This window comes from Isoptericola sp. Y541, from assembly GCF_059445465.1.
Genome location: NZ_JCAIUJ010000001.1, coordinates 658,907 through 676,372, shown reverse-complemented (window position 1 = coordinate 676,372; position 17,466 = coordinate 658,907). Strand labels below are relative to the sequence as shown.

At 72.9% G+C, this 17,466-nt stretch carries 14 protein-coding genes; 10 read left to right on the top strand and 4 right to left on the bottom strand.

The features are described 5' to 3' along the window. Window positions 1–2: 2 nt before the first annotated feature. Window positions 3–1,199: a glycosyltransferase family 4 protein gene (locus AC1C2V_RS03050; protein WP_495388088.1), complete on the bottom strand. Its 1,197-nt coding sequence runs from the start codon at window positions 1,197–1,199 to the stop codon at window positions 3–5. A gap of 171 nt (window positions 1,200–1,370) precedes the next feature. Here AC1C2V_RS03050 and AC1C2V_RS03045 point away from each other — a divergent pair, with 171 nt between their 5' ends. The 3 genes from AC1C2V_RS03045 to AC1C2V_RS03035 are packed head-to-tail and all read left to right on the top strand — an operon-like array spanning window position 1,371 to window position 5,097. After that, window positions 1,371–2,948 (top strand): oligosaccharide flippase family protein, encoded by a 1,578-nt coding sequence (locus tag AC1C2V_RS03045; RefSeq protein WP_495388087.1) that lies wholly within the window; start codon window positions 1,371–1,373, stop codon window positions 2,946–2,948. Further along, the gene (locus tag AC1C2V_RS03040) at window positions 2,945–4,030 is read left to right on the top strand and encodes a glycosyltransferase WbsX family protein (RefSeq protein ID WP_495388086.1); all 1,086 of its coding nucleotides are present in this window, start codon (window positions 2,945–2,947) and stop codon (window positions 4,028–4,030) included. The genes AC1C2V_RS03045 and AC1C2V_RS03040 overlap by 4 nt, the downstream gene beginning before the upstream one ends. Then, window positions 4,027–5,097 (top strand): glycosyltransferase family 4 protein, encoded by a 1,071-nt coding sequence (locus AC1C2V_RS03035; RefSeq protein ID WP_495388085.1) that lies wholly within the window; start codon window positions 4,027–4,029, stop codon window positions 5,095–5,097. The genes AC1C2V_RS03040 and AC1C2V_RS03035 overlap by 4 nt, the downstream gene beginning before the upstream one ends. A 26-nt stretch (window positions 5,098–5,123) precedes the next feature. Here AC1C2V_RS03035 and AC1C2V_RS03030 read toward each other — a convergent pair whose 3' ends face one another. Then, a complete protein-coding gene (locus AC1C2V_RS03030; RefSeq protein ID WP_495388084.1) occupies window positions 5,124–6,482 on the bottom strand; it encodes a hypothetical protein in 1,359 nt (452 codons plus the stop codon). Beyond that, complete coding sequence (locus tag AC1C2V_RS03025; protein WP_495388083.1) at window positions 6,428–7,165, bottom strand: phosphatase PAP2 family protein; 738 nt, start codon at window positions 7,163–7,165, stop codon at window positions 6,428–6,430. The genes AC1C2V_RS03030 and AC1C2V_RS03025 overlap by 55 nt, the downstream gene beginning before the upstream one ends. A 236-nt stretch (window positions 7,166–7,401) precedes the next feature. Here AC1C2V_RS03025 and AC1C2V_RS03020 point away from each other — a divergent pair, with 236 nt between their 5' ends. The 3 genes from AC1C2V_RS03020 to AC1C2V_RS03010 all read left to right on the top strand — a co-directional run bounded on the left by AC1C2V_RS03020 (window position 7,402) and on the right by AC1C2V_RS03010 (window position 9,971). Then, the gene (locus tag AC1C2V_RS03020; RefSeq protein WP_495388082.1) at window positions 7,402–8,394 is read left to right on the top strand and encodes a GDP-mannose 4,6-dehydratase; all 993 of its coding nucleotides are present in this window, start codon (window positions 7,402–7,404) and stop codon (window positions 8,392–8,394) included. Beyond that, the gene (locus tag AC1C2V_RS03015) at window positions 8,391–9,347 is read left to right on the top strand and encodes a GDP-mannose 4,6-dehydratase (RefSeq protein ID WP_495388081.1); all 957 of its coding nucleotides are present in this window, start codon (window positions 8,391–8,393) and stop codon (window positions 9,345–9,347) included. Before AC1C2V_RS03020 ends, AC1C2V_RS03015 begins: the two co-directional genes overlap by 4 nt. A 90-nt stretch (window positions 9,348–9,437) precedes the next feature. Beyond that, window positions 9,438–9,971, top strand: coding sequence for a hypothetical protein (locus tag AC1C2V_RS03010; RefSeq protein ID WP_495388080.1), 534 nt, complete (start codon window positions 9,438–9,440; stop codon window positions 9,969–9,971). 21 nt (window positions 9,972–9,992) lie between these two features. On the opposite strand, the gene lhgO is transcribed toward AC1C2V_RS03010, so the two are convergent. Beyond that, window positions 9,993–11,204 carry an L-2-hydroxyglutarate oxidase gene (lhgO, locus tag AC1C2V_RS03005; protein ID WP_495388079.1) on the bottom strand — a complete coding sequence of 404 codons (1,212 nt, stop codon included), beginning with the start codon at window positions 11,202–11,204 and terminating at the stop codon, window positions 9,993–9,995. A gap of 254 nt (window positions 11,205–11,458) precedes the next feature. On the opposite strand from lhgO, the gene AC1C2V_RS03000 reads away from it, so the two are divergent. The 4 genes from AC1C2V_RS03000 to mfd all read left to right on the top strand — a co-directional run bounded on the left by AC1C2V_RS03000 (window position 11,459) and on the right by mfd (window position 17,348). Next, window positions 11,459–12,016, top strand: coding sequence for a DUF4190 domain-containing protein (locus AC1C2V_RS03000; RefSeq protein WP_495388078.1), 558 nt, complete (start codon window positions 11,459–11,461; stop codon window positions 12,014–12,016). Window positions 12,017–12,375: 359 nt separating this feature from the next. Next, the gene (locus AC1C2V_RS02995; protein WP_495388077.1) at window positions 12,376–12,597 is read left to right on the top strand and encodes a hypothetical protein; all 222 of its coding nucleotides are present in this window, start codon (window positions 12,376–12,378) and stop codon (window positions 12,595–12,597) included. Between the two features lie 238 nt (window positions 12,598–12,835). Beyond that, window positions 12,836–13,519 (top strand): DUF4190 domain-containing protein, encoded by a 684-nt coding sequence (locus tag AC1C2V_RS02990; protein WP_495388076.1) that lies wholly within the window; start codon window positions 12,836–12,838, stop codon window positions 13,517–13,519. A 205-nt stretch (window positions 13,520–13,724) separates the two neighbouring features. After that, window positions 13,725–17,348: a transcription-repair coupling factor gene (gene mfd, locus AC1C2V_RS02985; RefSeq protein ID WP_495388075.1), complete on the top strand. Its 3,624-nt coding sequence runs from the start codon at window positions 13,725–13,727 to the stop codon at window positions 17,346–17,348. Window positions 17,349–17,466 lie beyond the last annotated feature (118 nt).

Here is a 17,466-nt window from a genome sequence, read left to right as displayed (position 1 = left end):
GCTCAGCCGGCCGGTGTCGTCGTGGTGGAGCTCGTCGACGTCAGTCCCAGGCCCGCCAGCACGTCGTCGAGCCGCCGCCGGGCCGTGCGCCAGTCGTTGGCCCGGGCGTGCCGCCGGCAGCGTTCGCGGCTCTCGGCGAGGAGCGCCCGGTCGTCCGCGAGGCTCTTCAGCGCCTGCGCCAGGGCGTCCGGTGAGTCAGGCGGTACGAGCAGGCCCGCGCTGCCGGCCGCCTCGGGGATGCCGCCGGCCCGCGACGCGACGACCGCGGCGCCGGACGCCATGCCCTCGAGGACGGTGAGCGCGAACGGCTCGTCCCAGCGGGAGGGGACCACCACCACGTCGGCCGCGCGCATGAGTTGGGCCACCTCCGCCCGGGGCCGGAACGGGAGCCAGCGGACCGAGTCGCCCAGGGGTCGCGCGCTGACGCGTAGCTGCCGTTCGTAGCGGGTCAGCGGCGCTCCCGGCGCGAAGTGCGGCGTGCCGACGAACGTGGCGACCACGTCCGGCCGGCGAAGGGCCTTCAGGGCGTCGATCAGGACGTCGGGGCCCTTGTCCCGCACCATGCGCCCGACGAACAGGACACGCAGCGGGCCGCCGGCCTCCCGGCCGTCGTCGGGCCGGAAGAGCGCGGTGTCGACCGCGTTGTGCACCACCCGCACCCGCCCGCGGAGCCGCGGCGGGAGGCGGTCCGAGGTCCGGTCGGCGACGAAGCCGCTGACGCACACGATCGCGCCCGCGCCGTCGAGCACCCGGCCCGCCTCCCGGGGCGAGTACGTCCGCAGGAGCTCGTTGTGCGCGTACAGCACCGCCGCGTGCCGGTCGACGTCGACCAGCGGGACCAGCTGCGGCATGTTGTGCCCGAGGACGACGGACGCCGGCCAGCGCGCCTGGCCGGTCAACGCGGCGGCGAGGCCCCGGCGAGCCCCGGCTCGGGACAGGCCCAGGTGGGAGGCGGCCACGTCGCGGTAGCGGTCGGTGCGTCGCGGCAGGACCTGCTCGTACTGGACGACGTCGGCGGTGGGGTAGTGGTCGGGATACGTCCCCCGTGCCACGACGACCTTGGACCGTGGGGAACCCTGCGGGGTCGCGCCCGCGAGGCCGTGGACGACCGAGGGGAGCGCGCTCCCGGTCGAGGGGGAGAAGTGGTCGCCGGGGGTGATCACGTGCACGTGGTTCCCGGCCTGGGCACCAACGGCCATGACGTCGAGCCTAGGCGTGCGGGTGCAAAAGCCCGAGGGTGAAAGGTGGCGAAGCGCGGCTGAAAAACCGCTCTGGCTCTCGGAAAGCGCGCAGACCTCATAAACGATGTCCCCTGTGACCGATAGCGCAGACCTCTGCCCCGACCACGGCGTGGTCGCCACGAGCGCGCGATGAGCACCGAGGAGAAGTCCGTCGTGCCGCCGGAGGACGAGGCAACCCCGGTCATGACGCGTGGCGAGCTGCAGGACAGGGCGATCCGGGGGGCGCTCTGGACCCTGGTCCACGTCGCGGTGATGCTGCCGCTGGCTTTCGTCGTCAACATCGTCATCGCCCGGGTGCTCGGCGTCGTGGATTATGGCCGGCTCGCGTATCTCTCGACGGTCCTTGCCCTCGTCCTCACGACGATCGACCTGGGCGTCGGGACCGGGCTGGTCCAGTTCGGGTCGAAGGCGCACGCCGCCGGGCGGTTCGCCGAGGTCAAGCACATGCTCTCGGCGGCGCAGGCCTACAAGATGCTCGTCGGTGTGCCGGTGGTCGGTGCCGCGGTCCTGCTGCTGATCGACGCGGACCCGATGCTCACGGCGGTCGCTCTGGTCTTCGGCGTGCTGGTGCCGCTCACCTTCTCCGGGGCGGGCGACGCGCTCGCCATCGAGAACAAGACGGCGCAGAACGCGCAGTCGGCCATGATTGTCAACCTCGTCGCGCAGATCCTGGTGGTGGTCGCGGCCACCACAGTTGGCACCGCCGACTCGATCTGGGCGGTGCGGCTGGTTGCCGTCGGTGTGGGAGCCGTGGCCTACCTGTACTTCGTCGCACCGATGTACCGGCGTGTGCTGTTGTGGCCGCGCTTCCGGCGCTTCCCTCCCGGGTTCTGGGCGTTCGCGGTCCCGGCCGGCGCCGCGGGCCTGGTCGAGGCATTTGTCTCCTCGCGCAGCGAGGTCATGGTACTGACCTGGCTGTCCGAGCCGGAGGCGGCCGGTGTGTTCGCACTGGCGATCGGTCTCGGGGTCCACCTCTTCGCCCCGGCGCAGGCGCTGCTCGGTCCGCTGGTCCCGGCGATCTCGGGCCTGCGCGAGGTGGACCTCGATTCGGTGGGCCGGGCGCTCGGCCGGACGCTGCGCGCGTCGTCGACGGCCACCGCAGCCGTCGTCGCCGCCGCGACGCCCGCGTTCGCACTGCTGGTCCCCACCATCTACGGCACGGAGTTCGCCGCCGTCCCCCCGGTCCTCGTGGTCCTCAGCGTGGCCGGCGGTCTCCTGGTGGTGGCCGGCCCGCTCAAGGCGTTCATCATGGCGCGGCTCAAGGGCACCTGGCTGCTATGGACCAACCTCTCGTGCCTTGTGGTCGATGTCGTGCTCACCCTCGCGCTGGTGCGCCCCCTCGGCGTCTGGGGCGCGGTCCTCGGGAACGCGGCAGCAGCCGTGTTGCTCTTCGTCTCCCTACTCGTCATCGAGTCGCGGTCCTTGAAGCTCCCCGCCCGGCGAGTGCTCGGCATGATCCTGCCCTTCGTCCTCGGTGCCGCCGTGTCCGTGACGACCTGGTGGGGGGTCGACGGCATCGGGGCGCCACCGGTGCCGTCGGCGGCCCTGGCGGGCGTCGTCGGTCTCGGGCTGTTCGTCGGCCTGGTGCGGCTGACCCGCTCGGGTATCACTCCCGCGGACGCGGACGCCGTCGCCCGGTCGGTGCCGGCGAGGCTGCGCCGGGTCGCGCTGCCCCTGCTCCGGGTCGTCGCGGCGAGCCGGGCATGACGTCGAACGAGAGGGACGAGACCTTGGAAGCCAGAGCAGTCGCCTTCTACCTGCCGCAGTTCCACCCCATCCCGGAGAACGACCAGTGGTGGGGCCCCGGGTTCACCGAGTGGACCAACGTGGCGCGGGCTCGGCGCCTGTACCCGGGGCACCGTCAGCCTCTGGTGCCGGCGGACCTCGGCTTCTACGACCTCCGGCTGCCCGAGGCGCGGGCCGCTCAGTCCGAGCTCGCCCAGCAGTACGGCGTCGAGGCGTTCGCGTATTGGCACTACTGGTTCGGTAACGGTCGGCGGATCCTCGAGCGCCCGTTCGCGGAGGTGCTCGCCGCCAGGGCGCCGGAAGTCTCGTTCTGCCTCGCGTGGGCCAACCAGACGTGGAGCGGCATCTGGCACGGTGAGGCCGACCGCGTCCTCGTCCAGCAGCACTACCCGGGTGTGGACGACTACACCGCCCACTTCGAGGCGGTCCTGCCCGCGTTCCGCGACCCCCGCTACCTGCGTGTCGGTGGGCGGCCCGTCTTCTACGTCTTCAGGCCCGAGGAGCTGCCGGACGCCGCGGTCTTCGTCGACCTCTGGCAGTCGCTGGCGCGCAAGGCCGGCCTCGAGGGCCTGTACCTCGTCGCGGAGATGAGTGACCTGCTCGGGGGCGGGCCACGGTACGACCGGGTGAAGGAGGACGGGTTCGACGCGGGGGTGTACATGCGGATGCCGGCGGGGACGTCCCGGGCGGAGCTGCTGCGGATGCGGGCCTTGCGCAAGCTTGCCGGTGGGCCCGAGGTCTTCCCGTACTCGACGGACTGGGCGGGGCAGAACCGCACCGGCGACCTGATCCAGCCGTGCGTCTACCCCAACTGGGACAACTCTCCGCGCTCCGGCCGCGGGGGCGTGGTGCTGCACGGTGCGGAGCCCGAGAAGTTCCGCGCGAACGTGCAGCAGGCCGTGAGTTCGATCGCACACCGCCCGTCCGACGAGCGCCTGCTCTGGGTCAAGTCGTGGAACGAGTGGGCGGAGGGGAACCACCTCGAGCCCGACCTTCGGCATGGTCGCGGGTGGCTCGAGGCGCTCCGGGATGGCCTGCGATGAGCGGCGACTTCACCGCGGACGTCACCGTCGACGCGCGGCCCCTGCGGATCGCGATCATCTCCTACTACCTGCCGAGCACCAGCAAGCAGGGGATCGGCTACCAGGTGCATGAGCTCGCGACCGAGCTCGCACGCCGCGGGCACGACGTCACCGTGCTGAGCGACTGCCCCCCGGTCGACGGCGCCGTGTACGGGCACCAGCACGTGCGGATGGCGGGCTCGCTGCGGACCTTCCGGTTCGCCCTGGCGCTGCGGCGCGTCGACCTGTCCTCCTACGACGTGCTGCACGCCTGGGGCGACGACTACTGGCTGTGGCGCCGCCGCGTGCCCCGGCACGTGCGGACGCTCGCCGGGTCATGCTTCGAGGAGGCCCGCACCATCAAGGGCGTCAAGGAGAGGGCGCGCATGGTGCTCCTCGGGCTGTCGGAGGTGCTCGCGTCGCTCGTCGCCGACCACACGGTGGTGATCTCGCCGGAGACGCGGCGCTGGTATCCGTGGGTGCAGGACGTCGTCCCGTGCGGAACGGACGTGCGCCGGTTCCGCCCCGGCGCGTCGCACCGGTCGGACCACCCGGTCGTCCTGTTCGTCGGCTACTGGCACGGGCGCAAGCGTGGCGCGGACCTGGCGCGCCAGTTCCAGGAGACCGTGCTGCCGAAGCATCCCGACGCCGAGCTCTGGATGGTCAGCAGGGACGTCCCCGACGACGTGGGACCCGGGGTCCGGGCGCTCGGGCGGCTGTCCGACGAGGAGATGGTGCGCGCCTTCCAGCAGGCATGGGCGTTCTGCCTGCCGAGCGACTACGAGGGGTTCGGCATCCCGTACGTCGAGGCGATGGCGTCCGGGCTCCCGGTGGTGACCACGCCCAACCCCGGCGCGATGTACGTGACGGACGGCGGCCGCACCGCGGAGGTGGCCCCCCTCGAGGAGATCGGGGCGGCGCTCGCGGAGCTCCTCGCCGACGACGCCCGGCGGGACGTCCTCGCGCGTTCGGCCCTCGAACGGGTCCAGGAGTTCACGCTGGACGCCGTGGTCGACCGGTACGAGGCGCTGTACCGCGGACGGGCCTGACCGGAACGCCGGTCATCGACCGTGCGTCACTGCAGCGGCGCCGGCGTGCACTCGGCCAGGGCGACGCGGAACGTGGTGGGCGTGTCCGGGGTCTCGATCATCGCGCCGTCTTCCGCGCCCTCCAGCTCGATCGTGTGGACGTCGCCGGGGGAGAGCCGGGTAGGACGCCAGGTGTCGGTCCCGCGCTCCCACTCGATCACCAGGACCTCGCCCTCGAGCACGTAGATCTGGCAGCCGTCCGCCCACGCCCCCATGTACGGGTAGATCGTCTCGCCGTCGAGGTCCTTCACGGTGCGCGAGTTGGAGCCCTCGCGGGCGTTGTCGGGGTAGGCGGACCACTCAGGCCAGGCGACGGCCCCGCCGACCCACGGGGCCCAGCCGTCGTCGGCGCACGTCGCGTACGCGTCGCAGTGCCAGAGCGCGAGGGTCGACTCCATGACGACGGCGTCGTCGGGCACCTCGGGCGTCGGGGTGGGTGTCGGCGTGGGCTCGGGGTCCGGGGTGGTTGCGTCGCCGGGGGTGTGCCCGTAGGTGAAGGCGGAGCCGTCGTTCTGGACCGACAGGTACTGGTCGGAGGTCAGGCCTGTGACGGTGTGCTCCTGGCCGGCGGTGAGACGCGCGATGCTGCCGTGCGCCCCGTCGGGCGTGCCGGCGTACAGGGTGGCGGAGCCGGTGAGGAGAGTGATGGTGTCGCCGTTGGCCACGTCGGCGGGCAGGTAGACGGCTTCGGAGGTCGTGTAACCGTGTCGCTCCGTGATGGCACCGGAGGCCTCGGGCCACGCGACGGCGTTCCCGGAGGTCGACTCGCCCCAGGGGCATGGTTCGCCGATGCAGCTCCAGGTGACCGGTCGTGACGTGGTGCCTGGGCCGTCGGGCGGCTCGGGGCTGGGGTCTGGCGTCGGGGTGGGCTCCGGCGTCGGCTCAGTCGCCGAGCCGGGGGAGAACGTATAGGCGAACTGCCCGCCGTCGTTCTGCAGTGAGAGCACGTCGCCGGCTGTGAGGTCTTCGACCGTGAACGAGTCGCCGGGAGACAGCGACGCGAGGGCCCGGTGCGGGCTGTCGAGCGGGCCGGCGTATACGCCCGCCGACCCGGTGAGCACGGTGATCGTCGCACCGTCCGCTGTGGCTCGGGGAAGGTAGATCGGGGCGGACGTCGTGTAGCCGTACCGCGACGAGACCGCGCCCGAACCGTCGGGCCACACGGCGGCGTTTCCTGCCGTCGACTCGCCCCAGGGGCACGGCTCCCCGGTGCAGGTCCACGTGACCGCCTGCGACGCCGCGCCAGAGACGCCGCCGTCGTCGGCCACCGCGGGCGCGAGCGGGCCCGCCGTCAGCGCGAGGGCGAGGACGGAGAGTCGCGTAATGTGCCGGCGTCGCGTGGCCATTTACCGACGCTACGACGGGCGTCGCGCGCGGGGGGCTGTGACCTGGGTGAACTGTCGTCGGTGACGGGTGAAACGAGCGCTGGGTCGATGACACCGACCACCGACGTCACGACGGCGACAAGGAGCAACGACCCGAGCACGTCGGCCGGGCGGTGAGCGAACGTGACGACGTTGACCAGGCAGGCAAGGACGATGGCCACCCGGACCGCCTCGCGCACCACGACGCGTTCGTACCCGCCGCGATACGGCCACAGCACGACGATCGCGATTCCCAGAGTTGCCGTCACCGTGACGTGGGTGCTCGGGAACGTGTTGTGCGCGTAGGCGAACACCTCGCCGTAGACGGGGCGCGGCAGCACGACGTCCCGGAGCACGACGCTCAGCATCGCGCAGAGGACGGTGGTCGCGGCGAACGTGACCGTCGGCAGCCACCGGTGCCGGACGATCGCGAGGACGCCGAGCATGAGTGCGACCCCGATGGCGGCGACCACGAGCCCACCGCGCAGCACGTCGGCAACCGGGCGCACGGCGACGGCGGCACCTCCCAGCATGCCCAGGAGCCGCGCGTCGGCCTGTTGACCCCACGGCGCGACGATCGCCACCACGTACAGGACGCCAAAGCACGCGGCCAGCACGAAGGCCCGCGTTGCGTGGCCACGACGTCCTCGGGGCTGGTTCGGCATGTCTTCGATCGTTCTCGCTCCTACCCGATCTGGTCGAGGTCCCGGAGGGATGAACTCCTGCCGACGATCCCACGGTGAGCGGTCCGGCGCTTGTAGATTCACCCCGGTGCAGCACCTGTTCACCCCATGAGACCGGCCGAAAGTCGCGGTTTCGTGGCTAGCGTGGTGGCGTCTCAGGGCAGTGCCGGGCAGGCCGAGCGGCGCTGTCACGGCGCGCACACAGAACGGGTTCCGACATGCCTCGAGCGCTGATCACCGGAATTACTGGGCAGGACGGGCTGTACCTGTCCGAGCTGCTGCTGTCGAAGGGCTACGAGGTCTGGGGACTCATCCGCGGGCAGAACAACCCGAAGCTCGACCTCGTGCGCCGGACCGTCCCGGACGTGCAACTCGTCGCGGGCGACCTGACCGACCTCTCGTCCCTGCTGCGGGCGCTCGACGCGTCGCGCCCAGACGAGGTCTACAACCTCGGCGCCATCTCCTACGTGGCGTACTCGTGGGAGAACGCGACCCTCACCAGCGAGGTGACGGGCAAGGGCGTCCTCAACATGCTCGAGGCCGTACGCCTGCACGCGGGCGACGACCCGGGCAGCGTGCGGTTCTACCAGGCGTCGAGCTCGGAGATGTTCGGCAAGGTGCAGGCGGTGCCGCAGCGCGAGTCGACGCTGCTGTGGCCGCGGTCGCCGTACGGCGTCGCGAAGGTGTTCGGGCACTACATGACGATCAACTACCGGGAGTCCTACGGGATGCACGCGTCGAGCGGCATCCTGTTCAACCACGAGTCGCCGCGGCGCGGGCCGGAGTTCGTGACGCGCAAGGTCTCGCAGGCCGTCGCGCGGATCAAGCTCGGCCTGCAGGACTCGTTGACGCTCGGCAACCTCGACGCCCGCCGCGACTGGGGCTTCGCCGGCGACTACGTTGAGGCGATGTGGCGGATGCTCCAGCAGCCGGAGGCCGGCGACTACGTGGTCGCGACCGGCGAGACGCACTCCATCCGGGAACTGCTCGACGTCGCGTTCGGGTGCGTGGGCGTCGAGGACTGGTCCGGCTATGTCGAGCAGGACCCGCGCTTCATGCGGCCGGCCGAGGTCGACCTCCTCATCGGGGACCCGTCGAAGGCGCGTGACGTGCTGGGCTGGGAGCGCCGGGTCGACTTCGAGCGCCTCGTGGCGATGATGGTCGAGAACGACCTCGAGGAGCAGGCGGAGCTGGTGGGGATGCGCCGGTGACGGTTGCCCTCGTCACGGGTATCGCGGGTCAGGACGGCTCGTACCTCGCCGAGCGTCTGATCGGCGAGGGTGTGCAGGTGTACGGCCTGGTCCGCTCCACCGATCGCCTGGACGGGCTTCCTGCCGAGGCCCGCCTCCACGTCGGGGACCTGGCTGACGCCGAGGGGATGGCGGGCCTCGTGCACAGCACGAGGCCGGACGAGATATACAACCTCGGCGGAATCAGCTCGGTCGCGTACTCCTGGCAGCATCCTGTCGAGACGGGCGCAGCGTCCGGCCTCGGGGCCGTGGCCCTCTACGAGGCCGCGTGGCGCCTCCAGGAGGACGCCGGAAGGCCCGTCCGGGTGCTGCAGGCCTCCAGCGCGGAGATCTTCGGCACCCCGGACCGGACGCCGCAGGACGAGGGCACGGCGTTCCGGCCGTCATCGCCCTACGGCGCCGCGAAGGCCTACGCCCACCAGATGGCCGCGGTGTACCGGGCGCGTGGGCTCGGCGTGTCCGCGTGCGTCCTCTACAACCACGAGTCGCCCCGGCGCCCCGAGACCTTCGTGACCCGCAAGATCACGGCGGCCGCTGCACGGATCGCGATCGATGGGGCCGGCACGCTCTCGCTCGGCAACCTCGACGTCCGTCGTGACTGGGGCTGGGCCCCGGACTACGTCGACGCCATGGTGCGGGCCGTGCGCCACCCGGCGGCGGATGACTTCGTCGTGGCCTCCGGACGGACCCGATCGGTCGCCGAGTTCGTCGCCGCGGCGTTCGCCGCTGCCGGCATCGACGACTGGGCGGAGCACGTGGAGGTCGACCAGCGGTTCGTGCGCCCGGTCGACCCCGCCGAGCAGGTCGGGGACCCCCGTAGGGCGCACGAGGTGCTGGGGTGGGGCGGCACGATCCCGTTCGACGAGATCGTAGGCCGCATGGTGCGGCACGACCTGGCACTGCTCACCGTCTGAGAGCGTCGTCAGCCCTCGACGAGCAGACCGCGGTCCCGGAGCGCGCCGACGAAGCCTTCGGCACGCAACTGGCCGCTGATGCTGGCCGAGATGCGCGCGGAGTACGCCATCCGTGCACCGCAGGGCTCGCACGTGGACCTGCACCGGGACTACGCGGTGCAGCCTGGCCTGCGGGAGCGGTTCCGCACCGACATGGAGGGCATGCTCGAGCGCCGGAGGCGTGTGGACGTCGGCGGAGGGCGCGCGTTGTGGACCACGGACCCCGTCGACACCGTGATCCTGCTCGCCTTCCACGCGGCGCAGGCCGGGGCGAACTGGCTCGTCTGGCTCGCGGACGTCCGGTTCGGGCTCCTCGCTCTGGGCGGCCTGCCCGGCGCCCTGCAGGACTCCCGGGTCCAGTTCCCGGCACTACCGGGTGACGCGCACCAGGGGGGAGCGCTGTACGCGGCGGCGCGCCCGCGCCTCACGACCACTGCGGGAGCCTTGGTCACGAATGCCGTGCGCACGAGGTCGGTCGAGCGGCAGGTGCGCCGAACGCCGGAGGCGGCGCAGAAGGAACTTCGTCGCGACGTCCCGGACGCCGTTGCGAAGAGCGAGTACCTGCGGCGCAGCGTCAGCGTCTGACGACACCCGCGGACGCGGGCCTCACAGCACGGACGCCAGCGTCCGGTCCAGCTCGGCCTCGATGTGCCGGGCGATCTCCAGCGACGCGGTGGCGGCGGGCGACGGCGCGTTGATCACGTGCACCTGGCGCGGCGCGGTGCGGACGAGGAAGTCGTCCACCAGCGAGCCGTCGCGGGCCACGGCCTGGGCCCGCACGCCGGCGGGCGCGGGGTGCAGGTCGTCCGCCGTCGTGCCGGGCAGCAGGCGCGCGACCGACGCGGCGAACAGCGTGCGCGACATCGACCGGGCCACCTCCCCGGCGGCGGGCGCGAGGTGGCGCCCCGCCAGGCGCCACAGGCCGGGCCAGGACACGGCGTCCCGCACGTCGCGCCACGCGAGGTCGCCGCGCCGGTAGCCCTCGCGGGCGAGCGCGAGCACCGCGTTGGGGCCGGCGTGCACGTCGCCGTGCACGCCCCGGGTGAGGTGCACGCCGAGGAACGGAAACCGCGGGTCGGGCACGGGGTACACGAGGCCGTGCACCCGGTCCGCGGCGGTGGGTGCCAGGTCGAAGTACTCGCCGCGGAACGGCACGATGCGGGCGCCGGGGTCGACGCCGCACGCGAGTGCGAGGCGGTCGGCGTGCAGGCCGCCGCAGACGACGAGCGCGTCGGCGACCAGCTCGTGACGCTCGCCGGTCGCGACGTCCGCGACGTCGGCCAGCACCTGCGCGCCGACGACGCGGGCGCCGTGCAGCGCGCGGCGGAGCAGCACGGCGCCGCCGGCGTCGCGCACCTGCCGGGCGAGGACGGCGCACACGCCCTGGTAGTCGACGACGCCCGTGGTCTCGACACGCAGCGCCCCGACGCACGCCACGTCGGGCTCGTGCTCGCGGGCCTCGACGGGGCTCAGCTCGCGCACGGGCACGCCGTTCGCGGCGCCCCGCTCTGCCAGCACGTGCAGGCGGTCGAGCTCGTCGGCCCCGGTCGCGACCACGAGCTTGCCGGTGGTGGCGACGGGCACGCCGTGCTCGGCGGCGAACCGTGTCATGGACGCCGCGCCCGCCGTGCCGAGCCGGGCCTTGAGGCTGCCCGGCGCGTAGTAGAGGCCGGAGTGGATGACGCCCGAGTTGCGGCCGGTCTGGTGGCTGGCGAGGTCGCGCTCCTTCTCCAGCACGGTCACGTCGTCGCCGCGGCGCGCGAGGCGTGCGGCGGTCGCGAGCCCGATGATCCCTCCACCGACGACGAGTACCCGCACGATCCCTCCTCGGTCCGGCACCCCGGTCTGGCCTCCAGCACCCCGGTCTGGCCTCCAGTCTGACCCTCGGTCGGGCCCGAGGTCGGGGCGCGATCCGGCCTCTGCCGGCCCGGTGGTGGCGGGCCGGGTCCCAGGCCCGGCCCGCCGGTTCTCAGGATGCCAGCCGCGGGCCTGGTCAGGGGCGTCGCCGGGGGGTGAACGGCCGGGTGAACAGGCATAGTGGGAGGGCAGGGTCCCCACCAGGAGGTACGGCCATGAGCCAGGACGACGGCAACCAGCCGAACCCGTACGAGCCTCGGCCCGGCGACCCGACCGGCCCGCCGGAACCGCACCCGCAGCCGGGAGGGCCGCCGGGCACACCGCAGGGCCCGCAAGGCCCGAAGGGGCGACCGAGCCCGCCGCCGCACCCACCGCCGCACCCGCAGCAGCCCCCGCAGCAGCCCCCGCAGCCGTCTGCGCAGCAGCCCGGCGGGCCGCCGCAGCCGCAACCCCAGCAGTACGCCCAGCCGTACCCGCAGCAGTACGCCCAGCCGTACCCGCAGCAGTACCAGCCGTCGGCGGGCACGGACGGGTGGTCGATCGCGGCCCTCGTCACGGGCATCCTCGGGCTGGCGATCATCCCGATCGTGCTGGGCATCATCGGGCTGTCGCGGATCAACCGCACGGGCCAGCAGGGCAAGGGGATGGCGATCGCCGGCATCGTGCTGGGGGCGGTGTGGATCGTCGTCTGGCTCGTCCTCGTCGTGCTGGGGATCGCGTTCTTCTCGGAGATGGACTGGCAGAACTACGACGGACCCCGGGAGTACGACTGATCCGCGCTGGGGTGAGCGACCGGGCCCTTTGGTTCAACCATTGCCCGTAATGCGGTCGGCCCCTTACGGTGCCGTCGACGGCACACTGACGTGCCGTCGGACCCGGGCGAACCACCTGTCGGAGCCGGGGCCACACCGATCGCGTGGGAGCGCCGATGCGGCAGCGGGTGAGGCGGGCGGTCGAGGGTGCAGCGGCCGCCGCGCTGATGGGGAGCGGCGCGGTGTGACCGGCATCATGGGCGCGAACATGGCAGGCGGCGGCGGGTACGTCGTCGAGGCCGCGGTCGACCTGCTCGGCGCGGGCGGACCCGACGGGCGCCGGCTACCAGTCCACGGCCCGGTGGGGCGTGGGGCGGCTCGTGACCGCCGACGTGCCGGAGCCCGACGGGCTGGTCAACGCCCGGCCGCCCGTCGACGTCCCCGACACCCGGCACGGCACCGCGCGCGGCGCCGTCACCGACCTGGCCCGGCTGCTCGCGCTGACGGGACAGGTGCTCCGCGGGGACGCCGACCCGTGGGTGCTCACCTCCGTCCCGGGTCCACGTACCTGGTCGGGAGTGCCGACGTCGGGCGCGACCTGAGCCTCGAGGTGACGGCGCAGCGCGCGGGCTCGAGGACGTGACCGTCGGGTCGGACGCCGTGCCCGCCGGTCGCGGGTAGCCGCCCCGGGTAGTGGTCGCCTGTCACGGCCGTCTCCCGTGGGTCCTGTGCTGTTCCGGCGAAGACGACCGGGGGCCTGTCGCCGCCCCCCGGCGGGTCGATAGCATCGCGGCTCGGGCGGCGCCGGCCGTGCAAGGACCGTCAGTGACCAGGAGGAACATGAGCCAGCAGTACGGGGACGCCCCTCGCGCCGTCCCGCCCACCCAGGTGCTCCCTCCGCAGCGGCACGCGGCACCGCCCGCGCACGCCCGCCCACCGGCCGGGCAGCAGGGCGGTCAGCAGGGCGGTCGGCAAGGCGGTCGGCAGGGCGGTCAGTCGAACGGCGGTTCCGCCGTGCGGCGCGGCACGGAGCCGACGGCGGTCGCATCTCTCGTCACGGGCCTCTTCGGCTTCGTGGTGCCGCTGCTGGGGATCCTCGCGATCATCCTGGGCAGCATCGGCCTGGACCGCACGCGGCGCCGCGGCAGCGGCGGCCGGGGGATGGCCGCCACGGGGGTCACGCTCGGGACGATCCAGGTGGTCTTCACCGCGCTCGTCGTGGTCGCGGGCGTGCTGTTCTGGAACGCGTACGGCGAGGACATCGAGAACGGGCTCGAGCAGGCTGAACAGCTCACCCAGGCCGATCTGTCCCTGCCCGACCTCCTGCTCGGCGGCCTCACCGGCGACGTCTCCCTGGGCGACCTGCGGGAGCTCGTGGGCACCGTTGGCCAGGCGGACGAGCTGCGCGACCTCGCCGACCAGTGCCAGGGCGGCGACGGCGCCTCGTGCGACGACCTCCTCTCGAGCGTCCCCGAGGACCTCCTGCCCGACGACGTCCGCGACCGCCTCCCCTCGGGCAACTGACCCCGCGAGGGAGCTCCGTTCGGGCTCCACGGGGGCGTCGGAGGGTCGGCGTAGTCTGGTGCGGCACGCCCGGCACCCCCGCCGGCCTCGTTGTGCCCCTCTGGTAACAACCGCGGAGCACCACGTGCGTCCCGGGGAGAGCTGGGCCTGTTGTCGTGCCTGCACAGTCGAGCTGCGCCCGAAAGCCTCGCCCCGAAGGACCTGCATGAACCTCACCGGCATCGTCCCTGCTCTCCTCGCCGACCCCGGCGCCTCGGCCGCGCTCGAGCACGTCGCCCTGCGCGGGTTCGCCGACGTCGTCGGCCCGCCCGGCGTGCGTGCGCCCCTGCTGGCCGCGGCGGCCGAGCGGCGCCCGCTCGTCGTCGTCACCGCCACCGGCCGGGAGGCCGACGAGCTCGCCGCGTCGGTGCGCGCATACCTGCCCGACGAGCGCGCGGACGACGTCGCGGTGCTGCCGGCGTGGGAGACGCTGCCGCACGAGCGCCTGTCGCCGCGCGCGGACACGGTGGCCAAGCGGCTCGCCGTGTTCCGACGGCTCGCGCACCCGGCGCCCGCGACGGGCCAGACCGGGCCGATCCGGCTGCTGATCATGCCGACGCGGGCCCTGCTGCAGCCGGTGGTCGACGGGCTCGGGGAGCTGGAGCCGGTCGAGCTGCACGCCGGCACCACGGCCGACCTCACCGACGTGGGCGACCGGCTCGTCGCGGCCGCCTACACGCGCGTCGACATGGTCGAGCGGCGCGGGGAGTTCGCGGTGCGCGGCGGCATCCTCGACGTCTTCCCGCCCACCGAGGACCACCCGCTGCGCATCGAGTTCTGGGGCGACGAGGTCACCGAGATCCGGTGGTTCGCCGTCGCCGACCAGCGCTCCCTCGAGACCGCCGAGCGGGGCCTGTGGGCCCCACCGTGCCGCGAGATCCTGCTCACCGACGCCGTGCGCGAGCGCGCGGCCGGGCTCGTGGAGCGGCTGCCCGGCGCGATCGAGATGCTCGACCGGCTCGCCGCGGGCGTCGCCGTCGAGGGCATGGAGTCGCTCGCGCCCGTGCTCGTGGACCGCATGGTGCCGGTGCTCGACCTCGTGCCCGACGACGCGCTGCTCGTCATCGACGAGCCCGAGCGCGTCCGCCGCCGCGCGCACGACCTCGTCGCCACCACCGAGGAGTTCCTCGCCGCCGCCTGGACCGGGGCCGTCGCCGGGGGAGCGGCGCCGATCGACCTGTCGGCCGCGTCCTTCGAGACGTTCGCCGAGGTGCGCGACGTCGCTGCCCGCCGCGGCCTGGGCTGGTGGACGCTGTCCTCCTTCGGCCTCGACGTGCCCGACGACGCCGACGCGGACGAGGTGATCGCGCCCGTCCGGGAGCCCGACGCCGACGGAGTCACGACGTTCACCGTCGGCGCCCGCGACGTCGAGTCGTACCGCGGCGACGTGCAGCGCGCGCTCGACGACGTCCAGACGCTGCAGCGTGCGGGCTGGCGGCTGGTGCTCACCACCGAGGGGCACGGCCCGGCCAAGCGCATGGTGGAGCAGCTCTCGGCCGTCGACACCGCGGCCCGGCTCGTGGCCGAGCTGGGGGAGGAGCCCGAGGGCGGGGTCGTGCTGGTCGCTCCGGCGCTGGTGGGCAAGGGGTTCGTCGCCCCCGACCTGCAGCTCGCCGTCTTCAGCGAGGCCGACCTCACGGGCCGGCAGGGCTCCACGACCCGCGACATGCGCAAGATGCCGAGCCGGCGCCGCAACGTCGTCGACCCGCTGCAGCTGCGCGCGGGAGACTTCGTGGTGCACGAGCAGCACGGCGTGGGCCGGTTCGTCGAGATGGTGCAGCGCACGCTCGGCGCGGGGGCGAACGCCGCGACGCGCGAGTACCTCGTCATCGAGTACGCCCCGTCCAAGCGCGGCCAGCCGGGCGACCGGCTGTTCGTGCCCACGGACCAGCTCGACCAGGTCACCAAGTACACGGGCGGGGAGTCGCCGTCGCTGTCCAAGTTGGGCGGCGCGGACTGGAAGAACACCAAGGCGCGCGCCCGCAAGCACGTCAAGGAGATCGCGGGCGAGCTCATCCGCCTCTACTCGGCGCGCATGGCCACGCAGGGGTACGCCTTCGGCCCGGACACCCCGTGGCAGCGCGAGCTCGAGGACGCGTTCGCGTACGTCGAGACGCCCGACCAGCTCGTGACGATCGACGAGGTCAAGGCCGACATGGAGAAGGCGGTGCCGATGGACCGCCTCGTGTGCGGCGACGTCGGCTACGGCAAGACGGAGATCGCCATCCGGGCGGCGTTCAAGGCTGTGCAGGACGGCAAGCAGGTCGCCATCCTCGTGCCGACGACGCTGCTGGTGCAGCAGCACTTCGACACGTTTTCCGAGCGGTACGCCGGGTTCCCGGTGACCGTGCGCGCGCTGTCGCGGTTCCAGTCGGACAAGGAGTCCGCCGACACGGTGGAGGGCCTGGCGAACGGCACGGTCGACGTCGTCATCGGCACCCACCGCCTGCTCACCGGGTCGGTGAAGTTCAAGGACCTGGGCCTGGTGATCGTGGACGAGGAGCAGCGCTTCGGCGTCGAGCACAAGGAGACGCTCAAGCAGCTGCGCACCAACGTCGACGTCCTCGCGATGTCCGCGACGCCGATCCCGCGCACGCTGGAGATGGCGGTCACCGGCATCCGCGAGATGTCGACGCTGGCCACGCCGCCGGAGGAGCGGCACCCGGTGCTCACGTACGTGGGCGCCTACGAGGAGCGGCAGATCACCGCCGCGCTCCGCCGCGAGCTGCTGCGCGAGGGCCAGGTCTTCTACGTGCACAACAAGGTGGAGACGATCCAGAAGACGGCGTCCCGCCTGGCGGAGCTCGTGCCGGAGGCCCGCATCGGTGTGGCGCACGGCAAGATGAGCGAGCGCCAGCTCGACCAGGTGATCCGCGGCTTCTGGGAGAAGGAGCTGGACGTGCTGGTCTGCACCACGATCATCGAGACCGGCCTGGACATCTCCAACGCCAACACGCTCGTCCTCGAGCGGGCCGACGTGCTCGGCCTGTCCCAGCTGCACCAGCTGCGGGGCCGCGTGGGCCGTGGCCGCGAGCGCGCGTACGCGTACTTCCTGTACCCGCCGGAGCGGCCGCTCACCGACACGGCCCACGACCGCCTCGCGACGATGGCGGCCCACACCGACCTCGGCGCGGGCATGCAGATCGCGATGAAGGACCTCGAGATCCGCGGCGCGGGCAACCTGCTCGGTGGCGAGCAGTCGGGGCACATCGCGGGCGTCGGCTTCGACCTGTACGTGCGCATGGTGGGCGAGGCCGTGGCCGCGTTCCGCGGCGAGCGCGAGGAGGAGCAGCCGGAGGTCACCATCGAGCTGCCGGTGGACGCGCACCTGCCCGAGTCGTACATCGCCACCGAGCGGCTGCGCCTCGAGGCGTACAAGAAGATCGCGTCCGCGCAGGACGCACCCGAGCTGGCCGAGGTGCGCGCCGAGCTGGTGGACCGCTACGGCACGCTGCCCGAGGTCGCCTCCGCCCTGTTCGAGGTGGCGGGCTTCCGCAACCACGCCCGCCGGGCCGGCCTCACCGACGTCACCGCCCAGGGTAAGTTCGTGCGCTTCGCTCCCGTGGACCTGCCCGAGTCGGCCGAGCTGCGGCTCAAGCGCCTGTATCCGGGCACCATCCTCAAGCCCGCCATCCGGGCGTTCCTCGTGCCGTTCCCGACGACGGCGCGCATCGGGGGCCGCCCGCTGCGCGGCGCGGAGGTGCTCACGTGGGCGCGGCAGCTCATCGACGGAGTCATCCTGGGCGACGTGGCCGCCGCCGCGGGCGTAGGCACGCGCACCGCTGGTTGAGCCTGTCGAAACCCGCTGGTCGAGCCGCTGGTTGAGCTTGTCGAAACCCGGTTTCGACAAGCTCTACCAGCGGGTTTCGACAAGCTCTACCAGCGGGTTTCGACAAGCTCAACCAGCG

Coding starts and splice junctions, on each gene's coding strand:
- AC1C2V_RS03050 (WP_495388088.1), bottom strand. CDS start 1,199: ATGGCCGTTGGTGCCCAGGCCGGGAACCACGTGCACGTGATCACCCCC.
- AC1C2V_RS03045 (WP_495388087.1), top strand. CDS start 1,371: ATGAGCACCGAGGAGAAGTCCGTCGTGCCGCCGGAGGACGAGGCAACC.
- AC1C2V_RS03040 (WP_495388086.1), top strand. CDS start 2,945: ATGACGTCGAACGAGAGGGACGAGACCTTGGAAGCCAGAGCAGTCGCC.
- AC1C2V_RS03035 (WP_495388085.1), top strand. CDS start 4,027: ATGAGCGGCGACTTCACCGCGGACGTCACCGTCGACGCGCGGCCCCTG.
- AC1C2V_RS03030 (WP_495388084.1), bottom strand. CDS start 6,482: ATGGCCACGCGACGCCGGCACATTACGCGACTCTCCGTCCTCGCCCTC.
- AC1C2V_RS03025 (WP_495388083.1), bottom strand. CDS start 7,165: ATGCCGAACCAGCCCCGAGGACGTCGTGGCCACGCAACGCGGGCCTTC.
- AC1C2V_RS03020 (WP_495388082.1), top strand. CDS start 7,402: ATGCCTCGAGCGCTGATCACCGGAATTACTGGGCAGGACGGGCTGTAC.
- AC1C2V_RS03010 (WP_495388080.1), top strand. CDS start 9,438: ATGCGCGCGGAGTACGCCATCCGTGCACCGCAGGGCTCGCACGTGGAC.
- AC1C2V_RS03000 (WP_495388078.1), top strand. CDS start 11,459: ATGAGCCAGGACGACGGCAACCAGCCGAACCCGTACGAGCCTCGGCCC.
- AC1C2V_RS02990 (WP_495388076.1), top strand. CDS start 12,836: ATGAGCCAGCAGTACGGGGACGCCCCTCGCGCCGTCCCGCCCACCCAG.
- mfd (WP_495388075.1), top strand. CDS start 13,725: ATGAACCTCACCGGCATCGTCCCTGCTCTCCTCGCCGACCCCGGCGCC.